Origin of the sequence: Agromyces sp. Root1464 (assembly GCF_001427265.1) — a bacterium.
In the GTDB taxonomy this organism is placed as follows: Bacteria; Actinomycetota; Actinomycetes; order Actinomycetales; family Microbacteriaceae; genus Agromyces; species Agromyces fucosus.
Window position 1 is genome coordinate 517,325 of the sequence record NZ_LMFU01000003.1, and the last position, 20,145, is coordinate 537,469.

The following is a 20,145-nucleotide window of genomic DNA, read 5'->3' on the forward strand; positions in this document are numbered from 1 at the left end:
TGAATCCAAGCCTAGACGATCGACCCCCGAGGAGCCTGCGGTGACCACGCCCCAGAACGCAGCGCCCTCGAACTCGGCGCCCTCGAACGCAGCACCTGGCGACGGCGCGCTCGACGAGCGCTACGGGCGCACCCGCACGCACCGCACCCGCGACCGCATGCTGCTGATCGGCGGAGCGATCGCCTTCGCGATCGTGCTCGTCGCGTGGGTCGTCTGGGCCGGTCTCGACGGCCAGAAGCCGCAGATCGAGGTCACCGACACCGGCCACCGCCTCCTGAACGAGGACCGGGCCGTCGAGGTCACCTGGACCCTGTCGGTCCCGCCGGGCAACGAGACCGCGTGCGCCGTGCAGGCCTTCAACGAGGACTTCACGGTCGTGGGCTGGAAGATCGTCGAGGTGCCGGCGTCAGATCGGCACCTCCGCAGCCTGACCGAGACGGTACGAGTCGCCCAGGAGGCGAACACCGGTTTGATTTACGGTTGCTGGCTCACCTAACATGGGGCATTCGCTCCGACATCCGTCGGGGCGACACGTCTATACGGAGTGCAGTCGAGGCTGCATGACACGGGAGTGTGCATCATGGCGCAGGACGTCACCGCGACCTGGCTCACCCAGGAGGCCTACGACCGCCTGGCAGGGGAACTCGAGCACCTCTCCACGCACGGCCGCGAAGAGATCGCGAAGCGAATCGAGTCCGCGCGCGAGGAGGGCGACCTCAAGGAGAACGGCGGCTACCACGCCGCCAAAGACGAGCAGGGCAAGATGGAGGCCCGCATCCGTCAGCTGAAGGAACTGCTCCGCACCGCCGAGGTCGGCGAGGCGCCGCAGTCGTCGGGCGTCGTCGAGGCCGGCACCGTCATCACGGCCATCATCGCGGGCGATGAAGAGACGTTCCTGATCGGCAGCCGCGAGATCGCCGGCGACTCCGAGCTCGACGTCTGGAGCACGCAGAGCCCGCTCGGCGCCGCGATCCTCGGCCTGAAGGTCGGCGAGAAGACGAGCTACACCGCGCCCAACGGCCGTGAGATCGATGTCGAGGTCACGAGCGTCGAGACCTGGGGCGGCCAGTAGGCCTGAGGCCTCCTCCGCGACCTGACCGGAACCCCGACTAGTCGTTGTCGACGACGGGCTCGTAGCCGGCTCGGCGCAGCACCTCGACGACCTCGGCCCGGTGGTCGGGACCGCGGGTCTCGATGGAGAGCTTGAGCTCGACCTCCGAGATCTGCAGTCCTGATCCGTGGCGCGTGTGCAGCACCTCGATGACGTTCGCGTTCGCTTCGGCGAGCAGCTCGGCGATGCGGGCGAGCTGGCCGGGACGGTCGGGCATGCCGATGCGGAGCGTGAGGTACCGATCGGATGCCGCGAGCCCGTGCGCGATCACCCGCTGCATGAGGAGCGGATCGATGTTGCCGCCCGAGAGCATCGCGACGACCGGGCCGTCTGAGACGATCTGGCCCGTCATGATGGCGGCGACCGAGACCGCGCCGGCCGGCTCGACCACGAGCTTCGCTCGCTCGAGCAGCACGAGGAGCGCCCTCGCGATGTCGTCTTCGGTGACTGTGACGATCTCGTCGATCGCCTCGCGGATGATCTCGAAGTTCAGCTCGCCGGGCCGGTAGACGGCGATGCCGTCGGCGATGGTCGGCACGACCGGCACCCGCTGCGGCGAGCCGGCGGCGAGCGACGCCACGTAGGGCGCGGCGTTCTCGGCCTGCACGCCGACGATGCGGATCGTGCGGCCGAGCTGGGCGGCGCGCTGCTTGGCGGCGCTCGCGATGCCGGCGGCGAGCCCGCCACCGCCGATGGGCACGATGATGGTCGCGACGTCGGGCGTCTGCTCGAGGATCTCGAGTCCGAGCGTGCCCTGACCCGCGATCACGTCGGGGTGGTCGAACGGCGGGATGATGACGGCGCCGGTCTCGTCGGCGAACACCGCCGCAGCTTCAAGCGTCTCGCCGACGGAGTCGCCGCGGAGCACGACGTCCGCGCCGTAGGCGCGGGTCGCCTCGAGCTTCGGCAGCGCGACGCCGACGGGCATGAAGATCGTGGCGCTGATGCCGAGTTCACGCGCGGCGAACGCGACGCCCTGTGCGTGGTTGCCGGCCGAGGCTGCGACGACCCCGCGTGCGCGTTCCGACTCGGTCAGCGCGGCGATGCGGTGATAGGCGCCGCGGAGCTTGTACGAGCCCGTGCGCTGCAGGTTCTCGCATTTCAGGTGCACGGGCACGCCGAGGAGTTCGGCGAGGAACCGCGAGGACTCCATGGGCGTCTGCCGGGCGACGACGGAGACCACGCCTCGCGCACGCTCGAAATCGGCGAGGCTCGGTCCTGCGATCGTGATCGTGGGCGTCAAGTCGTTCATTCTCCTCGTTTGTAGCCTGGGCGCTGCGGCACCGTGCGCCAGAGCGCCGAACGGGGCGGCGGCGGAGGTGCGGCATCGTTCTTCCACGCGCCGCTCGCGACCGAGAGGATCATGACGTTCACGACCGCGGCGACGGGCACCGCGAAGAGCGCACCGGGGATGCCGGCGAGGAGCGAACCGGTCGCCACCGCGACGACCACGCCGAGCGGATGCACCTTCACGGCGGTGCCCATGATGAGCGGCTGCAGCACGTGGCCCTCGACCTGCTGCACGAGCAGCACGATGCCGAGCATGATGAGCGCGATCACGGGTCCGTTGTAGACGAGGGCGACGAAGACGGCGAGTGCGCCGGTGGCGACCGCACCGACGATCGGGATGAAGGAGCCGAGGAACACGAGGATGGCGATCGGCACCGCGAGGGGGACGCCGAGGAAGAACGCGCCGAGTCCGATGCCGATCGCGTCGATCGTGGCGACGAGGATCTGCACCTTCACGAAGTTCTGGAGCGTCGCCCAGCCGGCATGCCCGGCCCCGTCGATCGCGGCACGGCCGCGACGCGGGAAGATGCCGACGATCCAGTTCCAGATGCCGCGGCCGTCGATGAGGATGAAGAGCGTCGCGAAGAGCGCGAGCAGCATGCCCGCGAGGAAGTGCCCGAGCGTCGAGCTGAGCGAGAGCGCACCGCTCACGAGCACGCTGGAGTCCTGCTGCACCGACGTGATGATCTGATCGACCCAGTCGTTCAGCTGGGCCTCGGTGATGTGGAACGGGCCCTCGAGCAGCCATTCGCGGAACTGGTCCCAGGCGACGAGCGACTGCGCGGCGAGCTCGTCGGAGCCGCGCACGATCTGCGTGATCCCGAGCGTGAGCAGGCCGCCGACCACGATCAGCGCCGAGAGCATGGCGGTCGTGACCGCGAGCCATTTCGGCCAGCGGTGCTTCTGCAGCAGGCCGGAGAACGGCACGAGCAGCGCGCCGACCAGCACCGCGACGAGGATCGGGATGACGATCAGTCGCAGCTGGATGATCAGGAAGACGACGACGGCGAGCACGCCGCCGATGAGGAGCATGCGCCACGACCAGCTGGCGGCGAGACGCACGCCGAACGGGATGCTCTCGGTCACCTCGTGCGGCGCAGACTCCACCTGCGCGGGCGGCGGCGTCTCCGCTGCGCCCCGCGACAATCGGCCCCGTTTCCGCCCCGTGGAGTCCGTCATCGCTCCAGTCTAGGCGCGGCGTATGAACCGGGCGGCATGGGCGACGGATGCCGCGCGCCCCCGCGGCCCTGCGGTGTCGGTCGTGCCCGCTATCGTCGGTGATCATGGTCGACGTCGTCAGCCCCGCCCTCGCCCGTCGCATCGCGCTCGCCGCGCAGGGCTTCTCACGCTCGCTGCCCGAGTCGCCAGGCACGCGCGCCGTCAACGGCGTCATCGATCGTCTCGCGCTGCTGCAGATCGACTCGGTCAACGTGTTCGAGCGCAGCCACTACCTGCCCGCGTTCAGCCGTATCGGCGCGTACGACCGCACCGTGCTCGACCGCATCACGACCGGACGACGGGGTCGCATGGTCGAGTACTGGGCGCACCAGGCCGCGTACATCCCCCGCGAGCTCTGGCCGCTGTTCGAGTTCCGCCGCGAGGAGTATCGCGCCAAGGGCAGCGATTGGGGCGGATGGGTCACCGAGAATCGCTCGCTCGCCGAGTGGCTCCGAGCCGAGCTCGCGGCCAACGGCCCGATGCGCGCCAGCGAGATCGAGCATGACTCCAACGAGCGCCGGGGCCCCTGGTGGGGCTGGTCCGATGTCAAGCGAACGCTCGAGATGATGTTCCGCACCGGCGACGTCGTGTGCGTCGAGCGGCGCCGCTTCGAACGCGTCTACGCCCTGCCCGAGCAGGCGCTGCCGAGCGAGCTGCTGGGCAGCGCCCCCGCCGAAACCGACGCCGTTCGAGAACTCGTGGGGCTCGCGGCATCCGCTCAGGGCATCGCGACCGAGGCCGACCTCGCCGACTACTGGCGCATGAAGCGCGCTCCCGTGCGGCAGGCGATCACCGAACTCGAAGAGGCCGGGGTGCTCCTGCCCGTCGAGGTGCCGGGGTGGACGACCGGGGCGCGGCAGACGCCGGCCTGGCTGCACCGCGACGCGAAGCGGCCGCGGCGCATCGAGACGGAGGCGGTGCTCTCACCGTTCGACCCAGTGGTGTGGTTCCGGCCGCGCACCGAGCGCCTCTTCGACTTCCACTACCGCATCGAGATCTACACGCCCGAGCCCGAGCGCAAGTTCGGGTACTACTCGCTGCCGGTGCTCATCGACGATCGCGTCGTCGGCCGAGTCGACCTGAAGAGCGACCGGCAGGCGGGCGTGCTGCGCGTCCAGTCGGCCTGGAGCGAACCAGGGGCGCCGGCCGAGACCGCTGCACGCCTCGTGCCCGTGCTGCAGCGCGCGGCTGCCTGGCAGGGGCTCGGCGAGGTGAGCGTCACCGGGCGCGGCGACCTCTCCCCCGCACTGGCGTCGGAACTTCGCGGGGCGGCCTGAACAGCGTCGGCCTGAACAGCGTCGGCCTGAACAGAGAGGCTCAGCCGGCCCGGGTGAAGACGCCGAGCCCGTTCGGCTCCTGCCCCGGTGCCGGGAACTTGTTGAAGTACGTCAAGGTGACTCCGGTGATCTGCCCGCCCTCGCGGACGAAGACCGCCGAGGAGAGCGATCCGGGGAGCGCGTTCTCACCGGTTGGCACGAAGGACAGCGTGTCGCCGTCCCACGGATCGATCTCGAACGTGTAGCCGCCCTCGGGGCCGAGCGCGCCCGTGAGGGTGCCGTTGTCCTCGGTCACGACGAAGTCGCCGAAGTAGGGGCTCGTATAGGTGCCGACATAGTCGGCGGCCGGACCCGCTGCCGCGCCATCTGCGGGGGGCTCCTCGCCGACGAGGTCGCCCGCCGGGTCGGAGAAGTGCTCGAAGACGCCGGGCCAGAGGTCCAACCAGGGTCGCGTCTCCTCGCCGAACTGAACGAGGTCGACGAACTCCGAGACGACCGCTTCCGGAACCCCCGACGGCGCTCCGTTCGTGAGCACGACGATCCCGAGGTCCAGATCGGGGATCATCGTGGCGTTCGTGGCGGAACCCCACCCGAATGCGCCGGAGTGGCTGATGCTGACGCGGCCGGTCACGGTGGCACCGACGTTCGTGCCGAATCCGTAGTGCGAGGTGCGCGACGTCAGGTCCTTGGCATCGCCGCCGGTGATCGAATGCGCCGAGTAGGTCTTGGCGAGCACGAGCGGGTCGATGAACTCCGCGCCGTCGACCTCGCCGTTCGCGAGCACCATGTTCATCCACTTCGCGATGTCTCCGGCGGTGGAGGCGACACCGCCGGCAGGAGCCTCGGCATCGGCGTCACGGTCGAACAGCTGCTCGTACTGTCCTTCGCCGGTACGAGCGTGCATCGCCGCGCGGTCATCCGCGGCGAGATAGTCGTCGTGGACGGTCGTCGTCGACGTCATGCCGAGCGGCTCGAACAGCAGTTCGTTCGCGGTCTGCGCCCACGTCTGCCCGCGCGACGCCGCGACCGCCTCGCCGCCCACCGTCAGTCCGAAGTTGGAGTACTGGTACGTGTCGCGGAACGACGCCAGCGGAATCTGGTTCATGTGGGCCATGATGTAGTCGACATCGAAGCCGATGTCCTCCAGGTCATCGCCGCCGCCGGTCGGAATGCCGGTGCGGTGCGAGAAGTAGTCGGCGATCTTTCCATGTTCGGTCACGTACGGATCGTTCAGCGCGAAGTCGGGGAGGTATTCGACGACCGGGTCCTCCCACGACAGATCGGCGTCTTCGGTGATGGCTTTCGCAGCGATGCTCGACGAGAGCGGCTTCGACAGCGACGCGATCTGGAAGACGGTATCGACGCTGACGGGCTCCCCGGTCGACACGTCCCGCACACCGTATCCCTCTTCGAACACGACCTCACCGTTCGAGACGACCGCGACGGCCGCGCCGGGCACTCCGGTCTGCTCGAGCGCCTTCTCGATGAACCGGGGAAGCGCATCGACGGCGGCGGCCACTGCCGTGTCGCGATCCGTGTAGAGCTCGACGACGTCTTGATTGGGTGCTTCGCCGAGTGCGACGACGGACCCGCTCGGCGACGGTTCGTCGGTCGTGCCCGCGGTGCACGCCGTGACGCCCAGCGCGAGTACTGCCATCGCCGTGACGGCGACAACGCGTACCATTCCCTGGTTCGTGCCGCTCTTGCCGTTCATATCGCTGCCCCCGTAGACGATCCGTCGGCGGAGCCATGGCTTCCTCACTTGTTGCAGACGAAGCCATGGACTCCGGTCCCACAGATCAGTGTGGCTGGACAGAAGCGGACAGAACAACCTCCGCTTCCGGCCATGGCCGCTAGAGGGCGTCCGGATGCGGTCACATGCGCCATGATGGTGTCCACACGCTCCGGAGGTGGACATGGAGGATCGGGCACTGCTCGAACTGATCTACCGCAGCCGTCCTGAGACGGTGGCGGAGCTCGCCATCACCGCGCACGCGGATGAGGGCGAGACGGCCGCCGCCGTTGCCCGTCTCGCGCGGACAGGTGCGATCTCGGCGCACGATGGGACGATCGCGTGGGCGACGCCGGCGAGGTGGACGGCCGACGTCGTCGGTCGCGAAGCACGTCTGATGCGGCAGTCGGCGGACGAGGCCGCCTCGCGAATCGAGGCGCTCGTTGCAGACCTTCCGACGCTCCTGCGCCACTGGGCTGTGGGCGAGGCATCCGGCGACATCGTCCCCGTCTTCGTGCGACACGGGCCGCAGGCGGCAGAAGACCTCTGGTTCGACATCGCGCGGGAGCAGAGCGAGTCCGCCTGGTCGGTGCTTCCCGATCTCGGGCGCTATCTGCAGACCGATCCCGCGCGCGCCGGCCGTTTCGCGGAGATGTTCGCGGGCAAGCGATCGGTGCGAGCCATTCTCCCGCGTTCGATGGCAGGGGACGCCCGGCTCGTGGCGATCGCCGAGCGCTACGCTGCCGTCGGGGTGGAGTTCCGCCTTCTCGACGACCTTCCGAGTTGGTTCTGGATCGACGGCGAGGTGCTCGCATTCCCGATCGAGTGGGGCGAGGGCTGGCCGTCGAGCGTGGTCGGTGTCCGCAGCGCGGCGCTCGCCGAGCTGGGCCGATGCCTGTTCCGCGAGCTCTGGCGTCGCGGCGAGCCGATCGGTGGGACGCAGCAGCCGTGGGGGCCGCTTCTTGCGCTGATGAAGCAGGGCGTCACGCTCGACGCGGCATCTCGCAGGCTCGGGATCAACCCGCGAACAGGTCGGCGCCGCATTGCGGCGGCCATGGAGCAGTACGGCGTGTCGACGTTGTTCGCCTTGGGCGCGGCGTGGGCGGCCGACGGGGAGTCCACCGCACGTTGAACTGTGGCGTGCTCGACTGCAGTCGCGTCAGGACCGACGACGAACTCGCGGTGCAGCGAGCGCTCAGAACGCGCCGCCCATCTCCTCGAGCCGCTTGACCCGGTCGGCGATCGGCGGGTGGGTGGCGAAGAGCTTGTCCATGATGCCGGGCTTCAGCGGGTCGGCGATCCAGAGGTGGGCCATCGACGAGTTCTGCCGCTGCATGGGCCGGCCGTACGTCTCGAGCTTCAGGAGCGCCCGCGCGAGCGCGTCGGGGTGACGCGTCGTCATCGCGCCGGTGGCATCGGCGAGGTACTCGCGCTGACGCGAGACCGCGAGCTGCACGAGGCTCGCCACGAGCGGTGCGATGAGCATCGCGACGAGGCCGAAGATCATGACGATCGGGTTGCCGTTGTTGTTGCCCCGGCCGAAGAAGGCCATGCGCACGAGCATGTCCGAGATGAACCCGACGGCGACGACGAGACCGAAGACCACCATCGAGAGACGGATGTCGTAGTTGCGCACGTGCCCGAGTTCGTGGGCCATGACGCCCTCGAGTTCGGCGTCGTCCATGATCTCGAGAAGCCCCGTGGTCGCGGCGACGACGGCGTGCTCGGGGTCACGGCCGGTGGCGAACGCGTTCGGCGCCGGGTCGGAGATCACGAACACGCGCGGCATGGGGGTGCCGGTCGTGATCGAGAGGTTCTCGACCGTGCGCCAGAGACGCGGGTGATCGGCCTTGGAGTGCAGCTCGACCGCTCCCGACATCGAGAGCGCCTGCCGATCGGCCGTGAAGTACTGGAACAGTGCGTACGCCGTGGCGATCACGAGGGTGACCACCACGATCGTGACGTCGTGGTAGATGTACGCCGCCAGCCAGCCCAATCCGCCGATGATGGCGAGGAAGAACAGGACGATGAAGACGGTGTTGCGCTTGTTCTTCGCGATCGCGCGGTACAACGCCGGCCCTTAGAACTGCACGCGCGGAGGCTCGGCGATCGCCGCGGGCTCCGTGACCTCGAAGAAGTCGCGCTCGTGGAAGCCGAGGCTGCGCACGAACAGGGTGTTCGGGAAGACCTTGATCTTCGTGTTGAGCTCGCGCACGCCGCCGTTGTAGAACCGGCGCGAGGCCTGGATCTTGTCTTCGGTGTCGACGAGCTCGGACTGGAGCTGGAGGAAGTTCTGGCTCGCCTGCAGCTGCGGGTACGCCTCGGCGACCGCGAAGATCGACTTCAGCGCCTGCTGCATGTGGTTCTCGGCCGCACCGGCCTCGGCCGGGCCCTGCGCGGTCAACGTCTCGGCCCGCGCCCGGGTGACGGACTCGAAGACCGACTTCTCGTGCGCCGCGTAGCCCTTGACCGCCTCGATGAGGTTCGGGATGAGGTCGGCACGTCGCTTCAGCTGCACCGTGATGTCGCTCCACGCCTCGTCGACGCGCACGTTCAGCGTCACGAGCGAGTTGTACGTGGCCCAGAGGTAGATGCCGATGATCACCACGAGCGCGACGACGATGATGACGGGGATGAGCCATTCCATGGCACGGACTCCTAAGCGCTCTGAGCGACAGTTGCTGTGTCGTTTCAGTGTACCGAGCGAGCCTTCGGGTGAGCTGTGCTTCCCATGAGACTCGGAGGAACCGGAGAGCGATCTCCGGGCATAGGCTCAGGCTGTGACGGAGCACTCCGAACGCCGTCGGCGCGGCCGGCCCCGCGGGGCGAACGCAGGTGACACTCGTGCCCGCATCCTGGCTGCCGCGACCGCCGAATTCGCCGAGCATGGGTACGAGGCGGCCTCGATGCGTGCCATCGCTCGTCGCGCCCAGGTCGACCCCGCGCTCGTGCACCACTACTTCGACGGCAAGCAGGCGCTCGTCGCCGAAGTGGTCGAGGTGCCGCTGCGCCCGGAACGTGTCGTGCGGGAGGCGCTCGCCGCTCCGATCGACGAGCTCGGCGGCCGTCTGGTGCGCGCGGTGCTCACGGCATGGGACTCCGGCGCCGTCCGCCCGGCCGCGGTCGCAGCGCTGCGCTCGGCGATCGGCCAGGGCCCGGTCGCCCGGATGCTCCGCGAGTTCCTCCGCCGCGAGATCATGCAGCGCATCGCCACCGCGCTGGGCGATGCCGACGACGCCGATCTCCGGGCCGAGCTCGCGGCGTCGCAGCTCGTCGGGGTCATCATGGTGCGGTACGTGCTCGAGTTCGAGCCCGTCGCCTCGGCCGACGTGGAGGAGCTCGTGCGGCGGGTCGGCCCCGCCGTGCAATGGCACCTGACAGGGAGTCCGGAAACGGGCACGTGACCGGGAGTCCGGAAACGCTTGACAGCACGGCGCCATCGGCGAATGATTCAGCACATGATGAATAACTCGGATGCCACGTCCGGCGCCGCGATCATCGTGCAGGACCTGACCGTCGTGCGGGGCGGCGCACCCGTGCTCGACCGCCTCTCGCTCGCCGTGCCGCGCGGCCGCATCATCGGGTTGCTCGGACCGAGCGGCAGCGGCAAGACGACCCTGATGCGCGCGATCGTGGGCGTGCAGGTCGTGAAGTCCGGCACGATCGAGGTGCTGGGCCTTCCGGCGGGCAGCAGGGCCCTCCGCACCCGCATGGGCTACGTCACCCAGCAGGCGAGCGTCTACGACGACCTCTCGGTGCGCCAGAACCTGGCCTACTTCCGACGCATCATCGGCGCACCGGCATCCGACATCGATCGCGTCATCGAACGCACGGAGCTCGGCCCGGTGGCCGGCCGGCTCGTCGGCTCGCTCTCGGGCGGGCAGCGCAGCCGGGTCTCGCTCGCGGCGGCGCTCCTCGGCGCGCCCGAGGTGCTCGTGCTCGACGAACCGACCGTCGGCCTGGACCCCGTGCTGCGCGTCGAGCTCTGGGCGCTCTTCCGCAGCCTTGCCGACGACGGCGCCACGCTCCTCATCTCGAGCCACGTCATGGACGAGGCGAAGCGCTGCGACCGGCTGCTGCTGCTCCGCGACGGCGCGCTGCTGGCCGACGACACCGTGCAGGGCGTGCTCCAGGTCACCGCCACCGACGACGTGGAGCAGGCGTTCCTGCGACTCATCGAACGCGACGAACCCGATCTGCGCCCGACGAGGGAGACGAAGCGGAGGACGGAGCGATGAACCTCACCCGCACCTTCGCGACCGCTGGACGCGTGCTCGGCCAGATCCGCCACGATCACCGAACGGTGGCCCTGCTGCTCGTGGTGCCGAGCCTGCTCATCGGCCTGGTCGCGTGGATCTTCGTCGACACCGACTACTTCACCGACATCGGCCCCGCGATGATCGCGCTCTTCCCGTTCATCGTGATGTTCCTCGTCACGAGCATCTCGACGCTCAGGGAGCGCCGGAGCGGCACCCTCGAGCGACTGCTCTCGATGCCGATGGGCAAGGGCGACTTCATCCTCGGCTACGCCCTCGCATTCGGCCTCCTCGCCGTGTTCCAGACCGCGATCGCCGTCTCCTTCGCCGTGTGGGTGTGCGGGCTCGAGATCGAGGGCTCGCTCTGGCTGCTCTTCGCCGTGGCCGTCGCCGATGCCCTGCTCGGCACCGCCCTCGGCCTGCTCGCGAGCGCATTCGCCCGGTCGGAGTTCCAGGTCGTGCAGTTCATGCCGCTCATCGTCTTCCCGCAGATCCTCCTCGGCGGCATCTTCATCCCCCGCGACCAGCTGCCCGAGGGCCTCGAGGCGATCAGCGAGTGGCTGCCGCTGAGCTTCGCGATCGACGCCCTGCAGGCCGTCGCCGCCGATTCGGAGAGCGCCGAGTGGATCACGGCGAAGCTCCTCGTGATCGTCGCGTGGATCGTCGGATCCATCGTCCTCGGCTCGATCACGCTGCGTCGCCGCACGCCCTGAGGCTCCTGTACGCACGAACGAGGGGCGGATGCCACGCGGCATCCGCCCCTCGTCGTCGCGTGCCTAGGCGCCGAGCACCCGGTCGAGGTACGGGTTCGCGAAACGGCGCTCGGGGTCGAGCTCGTCGCGCACCCGCAGGAAGTCGTCGAAGCGCGGGTACACCTCGCGCAGCGAATCGGCGTCGCGCGAGTGCATCTTGCCCCAGTGCGGGCGGCCTCCGTAACCGCGCATGATCGCCTCGACCGCGGCGAAGTACTCGGTCGGGTCCTCCCGGTAGTAGCGGTGCACGGCGATGTAGCCCGACTCGCGGCCGTGTGCGGTCGAGAGCCAATTGTCATCGGATGCCGCGGCCCGCACCTCGATCGGGAAGCTGATGCGCCAGCCCTTCCGCTCGATGAGCGCACGCACCTCGCGCATGGCGTCGGGCACGGCCGCGAGCGGCACCGCGTACTCCATCTCGCGGAACCGCACCGTGCGGTTCGTGACGTAGACCCGGGGCGAGAAGTCGGCGAAGTCGCGATCGCCCGTGAGCTTCTCGACCTGACGCGCGAACGCCGGCACCACGCCGGGAGCGACCGTGCCGAGGGCGCAGACGCCGCGATAGGCGCCGTTCGCGAGGAGCTCGTCGTCGAGCCAGCGCGAGAGGCGCCCGAGCGGACGACGCGGAGCATCGCCCGGCAGGCGTGTGTTCGTCTTCGTCAGGGCCGCCTCGGTGTGCGGGAACCAGTAGAACTCGAAGTGGTCGGCGCCGCGCACCCGCTCCTCCCAGGCGTCGAGCACCTCGCCGAGCGGCTCTGGCTTCTCGACCGCGTGCAGCACGTAGCGCGGCACGAGCTGGAGCGTCACGTCGACGAGCACGCCGAGCGCGCCGAGGCCGAGGCGCACGGCGGGCAGCAGTTCGGGACGCTCGGTCTCGCTCACGGTGATGAGCTCGCCCGCGCCGGTCACGAGACGCGCGGCGACGATCTGCGTCGCGAGACCGCCGAACCCGAGGCCGGTGCCGTGCGTTCCCGTCGAGGTCGCGCCCGAGATCGTCTGGCGGTCGATGTCGCCCATGTTCGCGAGCGCGAGACCGTAGGGTGCGAGCAGCTCGGGCAGGTCGTGCAGCCGGGTGCCGGCGCCGAGCGTGACCCGGCCAGTCGCGACATCCGCATCGACGACGCCCGAGACGTCGGCCATGTCGAGCTGCACGCCCGGCGCGACCGCGATGCCGGTGAAGCTGTGGCCCGAACCGACGGGCTTGATGGCCAGGCCGGATGCCGCGGCGGACGCGACCGCCCGCTGGACCGCCTCCGCCGTGGCCGGGCGCTCCACGCGAAGGGGCCGCACCGATTCCGTGCGACCCCAGTTGCGCCACGTGGCTCCGGTCGCTGTCATTGAAGCGCCTCCATGCCCACACGACCCGTACACATGTGCCAGCTGGCCCCCGGAACCGTCACAGGAATGCCTTCCCTTCTCCCCGATACGTCGGGATGGTGTCGACGACCTCGCCCGCATCGACCAGGGCGAACTCGTTCAGGTGCTCGGCCAGCTCGCCCGACTTCGTGTGACGCAGCCACACGCGGTCGCCGACCTTCATGCCGCGGGCGGCCGGCCCGCTCACGGGGCTCTGCACCTCGCCGGCCATTTCGCGGGACTCCATCACGAGCCCCTCGGGCCACACGATCTTCGGCAGCCGATCGGCGGCGGGCGGCCCCGAGGCGATCCAGCCGCCGCCGAGGATCGTGGCGTGCTCGCGGCTCGGGCGACGCACGATGTCGAGCGCCCAAGCCGCGGCCGGCGCTGGCGTGAAGTGCTGGTAGCCGTCGAAGAGGTGTCCGCCGAAGATGCCGGAGCCCGCCGCGATCTCGGTCACGGACGTGTCGGCATGGGTCGCCTCGAGCGAACCGGTGCCGCCGCCGTTGACGAACTCGAGCTCCACGATCTCGCGCACGGCGGCCACGGCGCGCCCGCGACGCTCACGCAGCTCGGGCATCGAGCGCGACTGCATCCAGCGGTTGACGGCGCCGTCGACCGGGCGCCCGGCGGGCTGGTTCACGACGCCCGCGATCTGGGCCTCGTAGGCCATCATGCCCACGAGTTCGAAGCCGGGGCGCTTCACGATGTACGCGGCGAGCGCGGCGGCGTCCTCGGGCGCGTGCACGGGCGAGCGGCGCACGCCGAGGTGGCCGAGGAGCGGCGCGTTCCACGAGGCGTCGAGTTCGAGGCACACGCGGATGGATGCTCGCCTGCCGGGCGGCAGCACCGCGTCGACGAGGTCGAGCTGGGCCGGGGAGTCGACCATGAGCGTCACCCGCTTCGCGAGCTCGGCATCGCTCGCGAGCCGGCGGATCGACGCGCGCTCGGCGGTCGGGTAGCCGACCACGACGTCGTCGACCGTCTCGGCGAGCCACAGCGCCTCGGCGAGCGTGTAGGCGAGCACGCCGTGGTAGCCGGGCATCTCGAGGAGCGCCTCGACGATGCCGCGCACGCGGAGCGACTTCGAGGCCACGCGGATCGGCGTGCCGTTCGCGCGCCGCAGCATGTCGAGGGCGTTGTGCCGCAGCGCCCCGAGGTGCAGTGCACCGACGGGGGCGTCGAGGTGTGCGGTGGCGGCGGTCAGCGACGGCCAGTACTTCTCGGGCCGCAGCCAGTCGGCGGCATCCGACACCGGTGACCCGGTCTTGCGCAGGTCGATCGTCATCAGCGCACGCTCCGCACACGAGCGACGGCGAATGCACCGGCGAACGAGAAGGCGGCGCCGAGGAGGAAGACCAGCATGAACGAACCCGAGACCACGACGGCCGCGGCTCCGATCATCGGCGCGATCGCCTGCGGCACAGCCGAGGCGATGTTCATGATGCCCAGGTCTTTGCCGCGCGACGCGGCGTCGGGCAGCACCTGCGTCGCGAGCGCCTGGTCGACGGAGAGGAAGCAGCCGTAGCCGAGGCCGAGGAGGCCCGCGCCGACCATCGCGACCGTGAGGTCGGGGAACAGGCCGAGCATGAGGGCCGCGACGCCCTGCAGGCCGGAGGCGATGAAGACGAAGAGCTTCCGGCGGCCGAGCTTGTCGGAGAGCTTGCCGAGGATGAGGGAGGCGAGGATCACGAACACCATGTAGATGAGCGTGAGCACGATCAGGTCGTCCTCGGCGTTCTCGTCCTTCAGCTGGAACATCAGGAAGTAGAGCAGCAGGCTCGTGCCGAGCGCGTTGCCGACGGAGACGAGCACGCGGCTCAGCAGGGTCCAGCCGAAGTCGGGGTGCTTGCGCGGGCTGATCCAGAAGCCGCTGAGGATGCCCTTGGCCGTGACGCGCACGCGCTCGGTCGGGGCGAGCGGCTGGTCGGCCCGGAAGAGGAACGGCACCGCCAGCACGACGAGGATCACCGCGAGCAGGATGTACCCGAGCGAGGCGTCGGTGACGAGTTCGGTGACGAGCACGAGCCCGACGATGATGCCGACCGCCTGGGGCGCCGACATCCAGCCCGAGACGAAGCCGCGCTGGTTCACGGGCACCTGGTCGGAGATGGTGGCGGTGAGCGCGGCGGTCATGATGCAGAAGCCGACGGATGCCGCGACCCACGTCGCCCCGATCGCCCAGATCTCGGTCTGCTGGCCGAGCGTCACGAGCGAGAGGCCGAAGACGACGGCGCCGATCGCGATCCACGGGCGTCGACGGCCGAAGCGCGACGTCGTGCGGTCGGAGAGCGCCCCCGTCAGCGGATACGCGATGATCGTGGCGATGGCGGCGATGCCCGAGATGATGCCGAACGCGACGACGCTGTCGACCCAGTTGTCGGGCTTGAGTTGCGCGTCGATCTGCGCGGGCAGCAGCAACTGCACGGGCGTGAGCTGCGCCATCCAGATGCCGAGCCAGACCGTCGCGAACGAGGCGATCCAGCCGGCGGAGACCCGGCGGACCGGCTCCCCCAGCGCGGCGGTCGTGGGCTGCGCCTGGTGGGGCGCGGAATCGAGGCTCGTCATCGGGGCTCGGCCATTCTCGAAAGGGCGTCGGCGGCCGCGTGTGCGACCGCGCGTGCGACGTCGTCGTCGCGGGTGACGAGCCACGTGAGGGTGAGCCCGTCGGTGAAGGCTATGAGCACCCGGGCGACCTGCTCGACGGGCGTGGTCCAGACGACCCCTGCGAGCTCGGCGGCGGCCGCGAGGGAGCGAGCGCCGAGCTCGGTGTATCGGGCGTACTGGGCGACGGCGAGCGGATGGCGATCGGGCGAGCGCAGCGCGTACTGCGTGAGTTCGAGCATCGCCTGCTCGTGCTCGGGGTCGGCGCGGAGGTGGTCGAAGTAGCGCAGCAGCCCGGCCTCGAGCATGTCGCGGATGTCGTGCCCCTGGAGGTCGTCGGGCAGCACCGCCTCCTGCTCGCGAGCGACGACCGTCGTGATGAGTTCGTCGATGAGCTCGTCGCGCGAGTCGAACGCGTAGTGGAAGCTCGCGAGCGACATGCCTGCCTCCGCGACGATCGCGCGGGTGGTGGCATGGGCGATTCCGCGCTGGGACACGACACGGAGTGCCGCCTGCACGAGCGCGGCGCGCCGTTCTGAAGCGGGGATGCGGGCCATGCGACTCCTTCGACACCATCGACGACTGAAGTGGGACGATCGTCCCAGTCGCATCAGTATGCACGAAAACCGTTACGCTCGCAGCATGCGCCTCGGAGTTCTCGACGTCGGTTCCAACACGGTGCACTTGCTGGTCGTCGAAGCGCACCCCGGCGCACGCCCCATACCGACAGCCTCGCACAAGTCCGTGCTGCGGCTCATGCGCTACCTCGAGCCCGACGGGGCCATCAGCGAGGAGGGCGTCGCCGCCATCGTCGCCGCGGTCGGCGGAGCGGCATCCGCAGCGCGAGATGCCGGCATCGAGGAGCTGCTCGCGTTCGCGACCTCGGCCATCCGCGAGGCGGCGAACGGCGAAGACGTGCTCGACCTCGTCGAACGCGACACCGGCGTGCGGCTGCAGGTGCTCTCGGGCGACGACGAGTCGCGGCTCACCTACCTCGCAGTGCGCCGGTGGTACGGCTGGTCGGCCGGGCGCCTGCTGCTCTTCGACATCGGCGGCGGCTCGCTCGAGATCGCGCAGGGCATCGACGAGGTACCGGATGTCGCGCGGTCGCTGCCCCTCGGCGCCGGGCGCTCGACCATCTCGTTCCTGCCCGACGACCCGCCCTCCCTCGAACAGGTCGCGCGCCTGCGCGCCCATGCGCGCGAGGTGCTCGCCGAGGCCGTCGAGCCGTTCAAGGCCCTGCCGTCGCCGAACCACGTCGTCGGCTCGTCGAAGACCATCCGCTCGCTCGCCCGGCTCGCCGGGAGCGTCGAAGACGGCTTCGGCGACACCGAGCGCAGCATCCTGACCCGCGACGGCCTCGACGACTGGACTCCGCGGCTCGCGCGCATCCCCGCCGACGCGCGGCCGGCGCTGCCCGGCATCACGGCCGACCGCACGTTCCAGATCGTGGCGGGCGCCGTCGTGCTCTCCGAGACCATGCGCGCCTTCGGCGTCGACGAGCTCGAGGTGTCGCCGTGGGCGCTCCGCGAGGGGCTCATCCTCCGGCGCCTCGACCGGCTGAGCTGACGCCGGAGCGACCCGATGTGCCGGCACGCTGCACTCCGACACGCTGGACATCGATCAGGAATGGAGAAGCGCGAGGCATTCGCCCCCGCTTAGCCTGACATCGACGGCCCGCCACGCGGCGGCGACGATGAGGATCCGAGGAAGGACCACGAGATGGCGAAGGCAGATACGTCCCAAGGACTGAGCAAGGAAGAGCGCGACGCCGTCAAGCAGCGCGCGAAGGAACTCCGCGACCAGGAGAAGGCCGGCAAGAACCGGGCGGCCGGCGACAAGGCGGTGCTCGACGCCATCGCCGAGATGGAGCCCGCGGACAAGTCGCTCGCCGAGGGCCTCTACAAGGTCGTCACCGAGGTCGCACCCGACCTCGTGCCGAAGACGTATTACGGGATGCCGGGCTTCGCGAACGCCGAGGGCAAGATCGTCGTCTTCATCCAGGCCGCCGCGAAGTTCAAGACCCGCTACGCGACCATCGGCTTCGAGGATCGGGCGAATCTCGACGACGGCGACCTGTGGCCCATCGGTTTCGCGGTGCGCAACTGGACACCCGCGGTCGAGGCGAAGGTCACCGAGATCGTGCGCAAGGCCGTCAGCTGACGTGACCGCGCGAGCCTCCACGAGCCGCATGCGGCTCAGGGGCTCGCGCGGCGCTCCAGGGCCTCGATGACGGTCTCGGCGATGTCGAGGTCGTAGAGCCGCTCGACGCTCTGGAACCCGCCGGGACTCTCCGCGTTGATCTCCACCACGTGGCCGCCGATCACGTCGATGCCCACGAGGAACATGCCGTCGGCGACGAGCTTGGCGCCCATGGCCTCGACGATGCCGAGCTCGACCTCGCCGATCTCGAGCGGCACCGACCGACCGCCGGTGCTGATGTTGGCGCGCGGGTCGTTGCCGGTGGGCACGCGCCGGAAGGCGGCCGGCCTGCCGTCGCGCTCGAGGATGCGGCCTTCGAGCAGGAAGATCCGGGCGTCGCCGTCCTCGGCTCCGTCGATGAACTCCTGGATGATGGCGTAGCCGTCCTGCAGGACCGCCTCCGTCATCTGCGCGAGGTTGGTCTCCCCCGGGCCGTCGATCATGAAGACGTTGCGTCCCTTGGCCCCGTACAGCGGTTTGACGACGCAGTGGCCGACCTCGTCCACGAACCGCTCGATCGCCTGCTTGTTCCGTGTCACGAGCGACCGGGGCCTGACCGTCTCGGGGAACTCCTCCAGGTAGAGCTTGCTGGTCGCGCGATGCAGGGTGCCCGGGTCGTTCACCACCGTCACGCCTCGCTCCGCGAGCATCTGTCCGAACACCACGCCCATCGGGCTGGCCCAGGGACGCTCCTGCAGGTCGTCGATCGACTCGTTGCGCAGGACGAGCGCATCCAGGTCGTCCATCACGATCCGCTCGGCGTCGCGCGCCTTGATGCGCTTCATGAAGCTCGCGAGGGTGTCGTCGCTCTCCCACCTCGCAGCGCGAGCCATGGCCGCGAAGAGTCCGTCGCTGCTGCCGAGCTCGAGGTCTCCGACGCCGATGTACCAGGTCTCGTGGCCTCCCCTGGCTGCGGCCCTGGCGAGTCGCGTGGTCGTGTACTCGTCGACCTCGGTATCGACGTCGTTGACGAGGAATGCCAGTCTCATGCCGCCACGTCTCCCTCGTAGAGGTCGGTCACCTGCGCGCCCGCGCGCAGTTTCTCCAGGCGCTCCTGTGCACCGGGCACGTCGAGCCAGCGCGGCCGAACCCACGGTGGGTGGAGCACCTCGCGGTCGAGCAGGTCCTGCACCAGGGGGATGTGGTCGAGCGCGAGCTTTCCCACGAGCAGCACGTCGAGCGTGCTGCCCTCAGCCAGGGCGTCGATGATGCGCGTGATGCCCCGCAGGTAGATCGCGTCCTTCACCGAGCCCCCTCCGACGACGACCCGGATGGCGATCGACCACGCGGTGCGCGCCGGGATGCGATGGTCGGCTCGCAGCGACTCGAAGATCTCGACGAAGCCTGCACCCTCGAGCATCTTGCCGACGGCGACCACTCGCGCCGCGAGCACGCGCAGCCGCCGCGGGTCCAACCCGCCGGTCAGGTACTCGGCGAGCACGGCGAGGCCCTCCTGCGTCTCGTCGTAGCCGGGCAGGCCGATGGTCAACAGCTTCAGCGGCTGCCGGGCACCGTTCTGGAATGTGACGACGTGGGTGCCGACCTCGTGGTGGAGCAGCGCTTCGACCCGGTCGGCCCGGAAGGCGGCGGACTCCGGGATGAGCAGGCTCCCGAACGACACCATCAGCTCGGAGACGTCGTCCCGCACCTCGACACGAACAGGGAAGTCGGGGTACACGGCGCGGTAGCGCTCGAACTCCGCACGGGCGGCGTCGGCGAAAGCCCCGGCCGTGACGGTCTGGGTGCTGGGCGCCTGCGGGGGGATCGTCTCGAGCAGCTCCTCCGCCGCAGCCGCCAGCGGAGGGGCCACGGTTCCGTACAGCTGGAGCGAGCCGTAGAGGAACCGTGACGTGTCGCGGTCCTCCAGCGCGGTGATCTGCCGGGCGATCTCGTCCCGCTTCGCCCGGAAGAGCGTGTGCAGCGCCGGATCGTCGACGTTCTCGACCTCGAGGTCGTACAGGTCCCGCTGCGCCAGGTCGGGGTCGAAGTCCAACGGTCGCAGCCGCAGCGTCGGGGCCGTGCCGAAGTCGCTGCGTTCGAAGTCCGCCCACGCCTCGGCGGCATTGAGGGGCGTGGTGTTGACGAGCAGGTTCACCCGTCGCTCGATCTCGGTGAGTCGGGCGTCGATGTCGAGCGCGGGTGCCAGCCGCTCCGGGTATGACGACATGTCACGAAGATACCAACGCGTGCCGGTGGTTCCCACCCCCTTGCGCGGCCGAGCTTCTTCGGTGCTCCCGCTGGGATTCGAACCCAGACTGAGGCGAGTTTAAGTCGCCTGCCTCTGCCGATTGGGCTACGGGAGCGCGGCGCCGCCCCGAAGGGCGACGCCGCGTCACAGCCTAGTCAG

Annotated in this window: 20 protein-coding genes and 1 tRNA gene; 9 read left to right on the forward strand and 12 right to left on the reverse strand. The window is 69.7% G+C overall.

Annotated elements, in window-relative coordinates; all coding sequences use genetic code 11:
- Positions 1–40: 40 nt before the first annotated feature.
- Complete coding sequence (locus ASD23_RS17975) at positions 41–496, forward strand: DUF4307 domain-containing protein (RefSeq protein ID WP_056014693.1); 456 nt, start codon at positions 41–43, stop codon at positions 494–496.
- Positions 497–580: 84 nt separating this feature from the next.
- Positions 581–1,072, forward strand: a complete 492-nt coding sequence (gene greA / locus ASD23_RS17980; protein WP_056014696.1) for a transcription elongation factor GreA — start codon at positions 581–583, stop codon at positions 1,070–1,072.
- A 37-nt stretch (positions 1,073–1,109) separates the two neighbouring features.
- Here the strand turns inward: greA and ilvA are convergent, their stop codons facing one another.
- A complete protein-coding gene (ilvA, locus tag ASD23_RS17985) occupies positions 1,110–2,363 on the reverse strand; it encodes a threonine ammonia-lyase (protein WP_056014702.1) in 1,254 nt (417 codons plus the stop codon).
- The gene (locus ASD23_RS17990) at positions 2,360–3,580 is read right to left on the reverse strand and encodes an AI-2E family transporter (protein ID WP_056014705.1); all 1,221 of its coding nucleotides are present in this window, start codon (positions 3,578–3,580) and stop codon (positions 2,360–2,362) included. Before ASD23_RS17990 ends, ilvA begins: the two co-directional genes overlap by 4 nt.
- A 104-nt stretch (positions 3,581–3,684) precedes the next feature.
- Between ASD23_RS17990 and ASD23_RS17995 the strand changes: the two genes are divergently transcribed.
- Positions 3,685–4,896, forward strand: coding sequence for a winged helix-turn-helix domain-containing protein (locus tag ASD23_RS17995; RefSeq protein WP_056015025.1), 1,212 nt, complete (start codon positions 3,685–3,687; stop codon positions 4,894–4,896).
- 40 nt (positions 4,897–4,936) lie between these two features.
- On the opposite strand, the gene ASD23_RS18000 is transcribed toward ASD23_RS17995, so the two are convergent.
- Positions 4,937–6,580, reverse strand: coding sequence for a serine hydrolase (locus ASD23_RS18000; protein ID WP_235507807.1), 1,644 nt, complete (start codon positions 6,578–6,580; stop codon positions 4,937–4,939).
- 232 nt (positions 6,581–6,812) lie between these two features.
- Here ASD23_RS18000 and ASD23_RS18005 point away from each other — a divergent pair, with 232 nt between their 5' ends.
- The gene (locus ASD23_RS18005; RefSeq protein ID WP_056014711.1) at positions 6,813–7,760 is read left to right on the forward strand and encodes a hypothetical protein; all 948 of its coding nucleotides are present in this window, start codon (positions 6,813–6,815) and stop codon (positions 7,758–7,760) included.
- A gap of 63 nt (positions 7,761–7,823) precedes the next feature.
- On the opposite strand, the gene ASD23_RS18010 is transcribed toward ASD23_RS18005, so the two are convergent.
- Complete coding sequence (locus ASD23_RS18010; protein WP_056014713.1) at positions 7,824–8,699, reverse strand: M48 family metalloprotease; 876 nt, start codon at positions 8,697–8,699, stop codon at positions 7,824–7,826.
- Positions 8,700–8,708: 9 nt separating this feature from the next.
- Positions 8,709–9,275 carry a LemA family protein gene (locus ASD23_RS18015; RefSeq protein WP_056014716.1) on the reverse strand — a complete coding sequence of 189 codons (567 nt, stop codon included), beginning with the start codon at positions 9,273–9,275 and terminating at the stop codon, positions 8,709–8,711.
- 133 nt (positions 9,276–9,408) lie between these two features.
- Between ASD23_RS18015 and ASD23_RS18020 the strand changes: the two genes are divergently transcribed.
- From ASD23_RS18020 to ASD23_RS18030, 3 genes are read left to right on the forward strand one after another with little or no spacing between them, the layout of a single operon-like run.
- Positions 9,409–10,032: a TetR/AcrR family transcriptional regulator gene (locus ASD23_RS18020; RefSeq protein ID WP_235507808.1), complete on the forward strand. Its 624-nt coding sequence runs from the start codon at positions 9,409–9,411 to the stop codon at positions 10,030–10,032.
- A 54-nt stretch (positions 10,033–10,086) separates the two neighbouring features.
- The gene (locus ASD23_RS18025; protein ID WP_056014724.1) at positions 10,087–10,866 is read left to right on the forward strand and encodes an ABC transporter ATP-binding protein; all 780 of its coding nucleotides are present in this window, start codon (positions 10,087–10,089) and stop codon (positions 10,864–10,866) included.
- Positions 10,863–11,597, forward strand: a complete 735-nt coding sequence (locus ASD23_RS18030) for an ABC transporter permease (protein WP_056014726.1) — start codon at positions 10,863–10,865, stop codon at positions 11,595–11,597. The genes ASD23_RS18025 and ASD23_RS18030 overlap by 4 nt, the downstream gene beginning before the upstream one ends.
- A 63-nt stretch (positions 11,598–11,660) precedes the next feature.
- On the opposite strand, the gene ASD23_RS18035 is transcribed toward ASD23_RS18030, so the two are convergent.
- Genes ASD23_RS18035 through ASD23_RS18050 form a run of 4 tightly spaced genes read right to left on the reverse strand, consistent with a single transcriptional unit; the run spans position 11,661 to position 16,153 of the window.
- Positions 11,661–12,974: a D-arabinono-1,4-lactone oxidase gene (locus ASD23_RS18035; protein ID WP_056014729.1), complete on the reverse strand. Its 1,314-nt coding sequence runs from the start codon at positions 12,972–12,974 to the stop codon at positions 11,661–11,663.
- Between the two features lie 58 nt (positions 12,975–13,032).
- Positions 13,033–14,280 carry an amino acid deaminase/aldolase gene (locus tag ASD23_RS18040; RefSeq protein ID WP_056014734.1) on the reverse strand — a complete coding sequence of 416 codons (1,248 nt, stop codon included), beginning with the start codon at positions 14,278–14,280 and terminating at the stop codon, positions 13,033–13,035.
- Positions 14,280–15,560: an MFS transporter gene (locus ASD23_RS18045; protein ID WP_056014736.1), complete on the reverse strand. Its 1,281-nt coding sequence runs from the start codon at positions 15,558–15,560 to the stop codon at positions 14,280–14,282. Before ASD23_RS18045 ends, ASD23_RS18040 begins: the two co-directional genes overlap by 1 nt.
- Entirely contained in the window at positions 15,557–16,153 is a 597-nt protein-coding gene (locus tag ASD23_RS18050) for a TetR/AcrR family transcriptional regulator (protein WP_056014739.1), read from the reverse strand. The genes ASD23_RS18045 and ASD23_RS18050 overlap by 4 nt, the downstream gene beginning before the upstream one ends.
- Before the next feature lie 85 nt (positions 16,154–16,238).
- Here ASD23_RS18050 and ASD23_RS18055 point away from each other — a divergent pair, with 85 nt between their 5' ends.
- Both ASD23_RS18055 and ASD23_RS18060 read left to right on the forward strand, forming a co-directional pair.
- A complete protein-coding gene (locus ASD23_RS18055; RefSeq protein WP_056014742.1) occupies positions 16,239–17,165 on the forward strand; it encodes a Ppx/GppA phosphatase family protein in 927 nt (308 codons plus the stop codon).
- A 153-nt stretch (positions 17,166–17,318) separates the two neighbouring features.
- Positions 17,319–17,759: an iron chaperone gene (locus ASD23_RS18060; protein WP_056014745.1), complete on the forward strand. Its 441-nt coding sequence runs from the start codon at positions 17,319–17,321 to the stop codon at positions 17,757–17,759.
- A 35-nt stretch (positions 17,760–17,794) separates the two neighbouring features.
- On the opposite strand, the gene ASD23_RS18065 is transcribed toward ASD23_RS18060, so the two are convergent.
- The 3 genes from ASD23_RS18065 to ASD23_RS18075 form a co-directional block, all read right to left on the reverse strand.
- Positions 17,795–18,787 (reverse strand): glutathione synthase, encoded by a 993-nt coding sequence (locus ASD23_RS18065; protein WP_056014748.1) that lies wholly within the window; start codon positions 18,785–18,787, stop codon positions 17,795–17,797.
- A complete protein-coding gene (locus ASD23_RS18070) occupies positions 18,784–19,965 on the reverse strand; it encodes a flavohemoglobin expression-modulating QEGLA motif protein (RefSeq protein WP_056014751.1) in 1,182 nt (393 codons plus the stop codon). The genes ASD23_RS18065 and ASD23_RS18070 overlap by 4 nt, the downstream gene beginning before the upstream one ends.
- A 62-nt stretch (positions 19,966–20,027) precedes the next feature.
- Positions 20,028–20,101, reverse strand: a tRNA-Leu gene (locus tag ASD23_RS18075).
- Between the last annotated feature and the right edge of the window lie 44 nt (positions 20,102–20,145).

Excerpts from the sequence above, each read along its gene's own strand:
- greA (WP_056014696.1), top strand. The coding sequence starts at position 581 with ATGGCGCAGGACGTCACCGCGACCTGGCTCACCCAGGAGGCCTACGAC.
- ASD23_RS18035 (WP_056014729.1), bottom strand. The coding sequence starts at position 12,974 with ATGACAGCGACCGGAGCCACGTGGCGCAACTGGGGTCGCACGGAATCG.
- ASD23_RS18055 (WP_056014742.1), top strand. The coding sequence starts at position 16,239 with ATGCGCCTCGGAGTTCTCGACGTCGGTTCCAACACGGTGCACTTGCTG.
- ASD23_RS18045 (WP_056014736.1), bottom strand. The coding sequence starts at position 15,560 with ATGACGAGCCTCGATTCCGCGCCCCACCAGGCGCAGCCCACGACCGCC.
- ASD23_RS18030 (WP_056014726.1), top strand. The coding sequence starts at position 10,863 with ATGAACCTCACCCGCACCTTCGCGACCGCTGGACGCGTGCTCGGCCAG.
- ilvA (WP_056014702.1), bottom strand. The coding sequence starts at position 2,363 with ATGAACGACTTGACGCCCACGATCACGATCGCAGGACCGAGCCTCGCC.
- ASD23_RS18040 (WP_056014734.1), bottom strand. The coding sequence starts at position 14,280 with ATGACGATCGACCTGCGCAAGACCGGGTCACCGGTGTCGGATGCCGCC.
- ASD23_RS18025 (WP_056014724.1), top strand. The coding sequence starts at position 10,087 with ATGATGAATAACTCGGATGCCACGTCCGGCGCCGCGATCATCGTGCAG.
- ASD23_RS18050 (WP_056014739.1), bottom strand. The coding sequence starts at position 16,153 with ATGGCCCGCATCCCCGCTTCAGAACGGCGCGCCGCGCTCGTGCAGGCG.
- ASD23_RS18065 (WP_056014748.1), bottom strand. The coding sequence starts at position 18,787 with ATGAGACTGGCATTCCTCGTCAACGACGTCGATACCGAGGTCGACGAG.
- ASD23_RS18070 (WP_056014751.1), bottom strand. The coding sequence starts at position 19,965 with ATGTCGTCATACCCGGAGCGGCTGGCACCCGCGCTCGACATCGACGCC.
- ASD23_RS17995 (WP_056015025.1), top strand. The coding sequence starts at position 3,685 with ATGGTCGACGTCGTCAGCCCCGCCCTCGCCCGTCGCATCGCGCTCGCC.
- ASD23_RS18005 (WP_056014711.1), top strand. The coding sequence starts at position 6,813 with ATGGAGGATCGGGCACTGCTCGAACTGATCTACCGCAGCCGTCCTGAG.
- ASD23_RS18060 (WP_056014745.1), top strand. The coding sequence starts at position 17,319 with ATGGCGAAGGCAGATACGTCCCAAGGACTGAGCAAGGAAGAGCGCGAC.
- ASD23_RS18000 (WP_235507807.1), bottom strand. The coding sequence starts at position 6,580 with ATGGTACGCGTTGTCGCCGTCACGGCGATGGCAGTACTCGCGCTGGGC.
- ASD23_RS18015 (WP_056014716.1), bottom strand. The coding sequence starts at position 9,275 with ATGGAATGGCTCATCCCCGTCATCATCGTCGTCGCGCTCGTGGTGATC.
- ASD23_RS17990 (WP_056014705.1), bottom strand. The coding sequence starts at position 3,580 with ATGACGGACTCCACGGGGCGGAAACGGGGCCGATTGTCGCGGGGCGCA.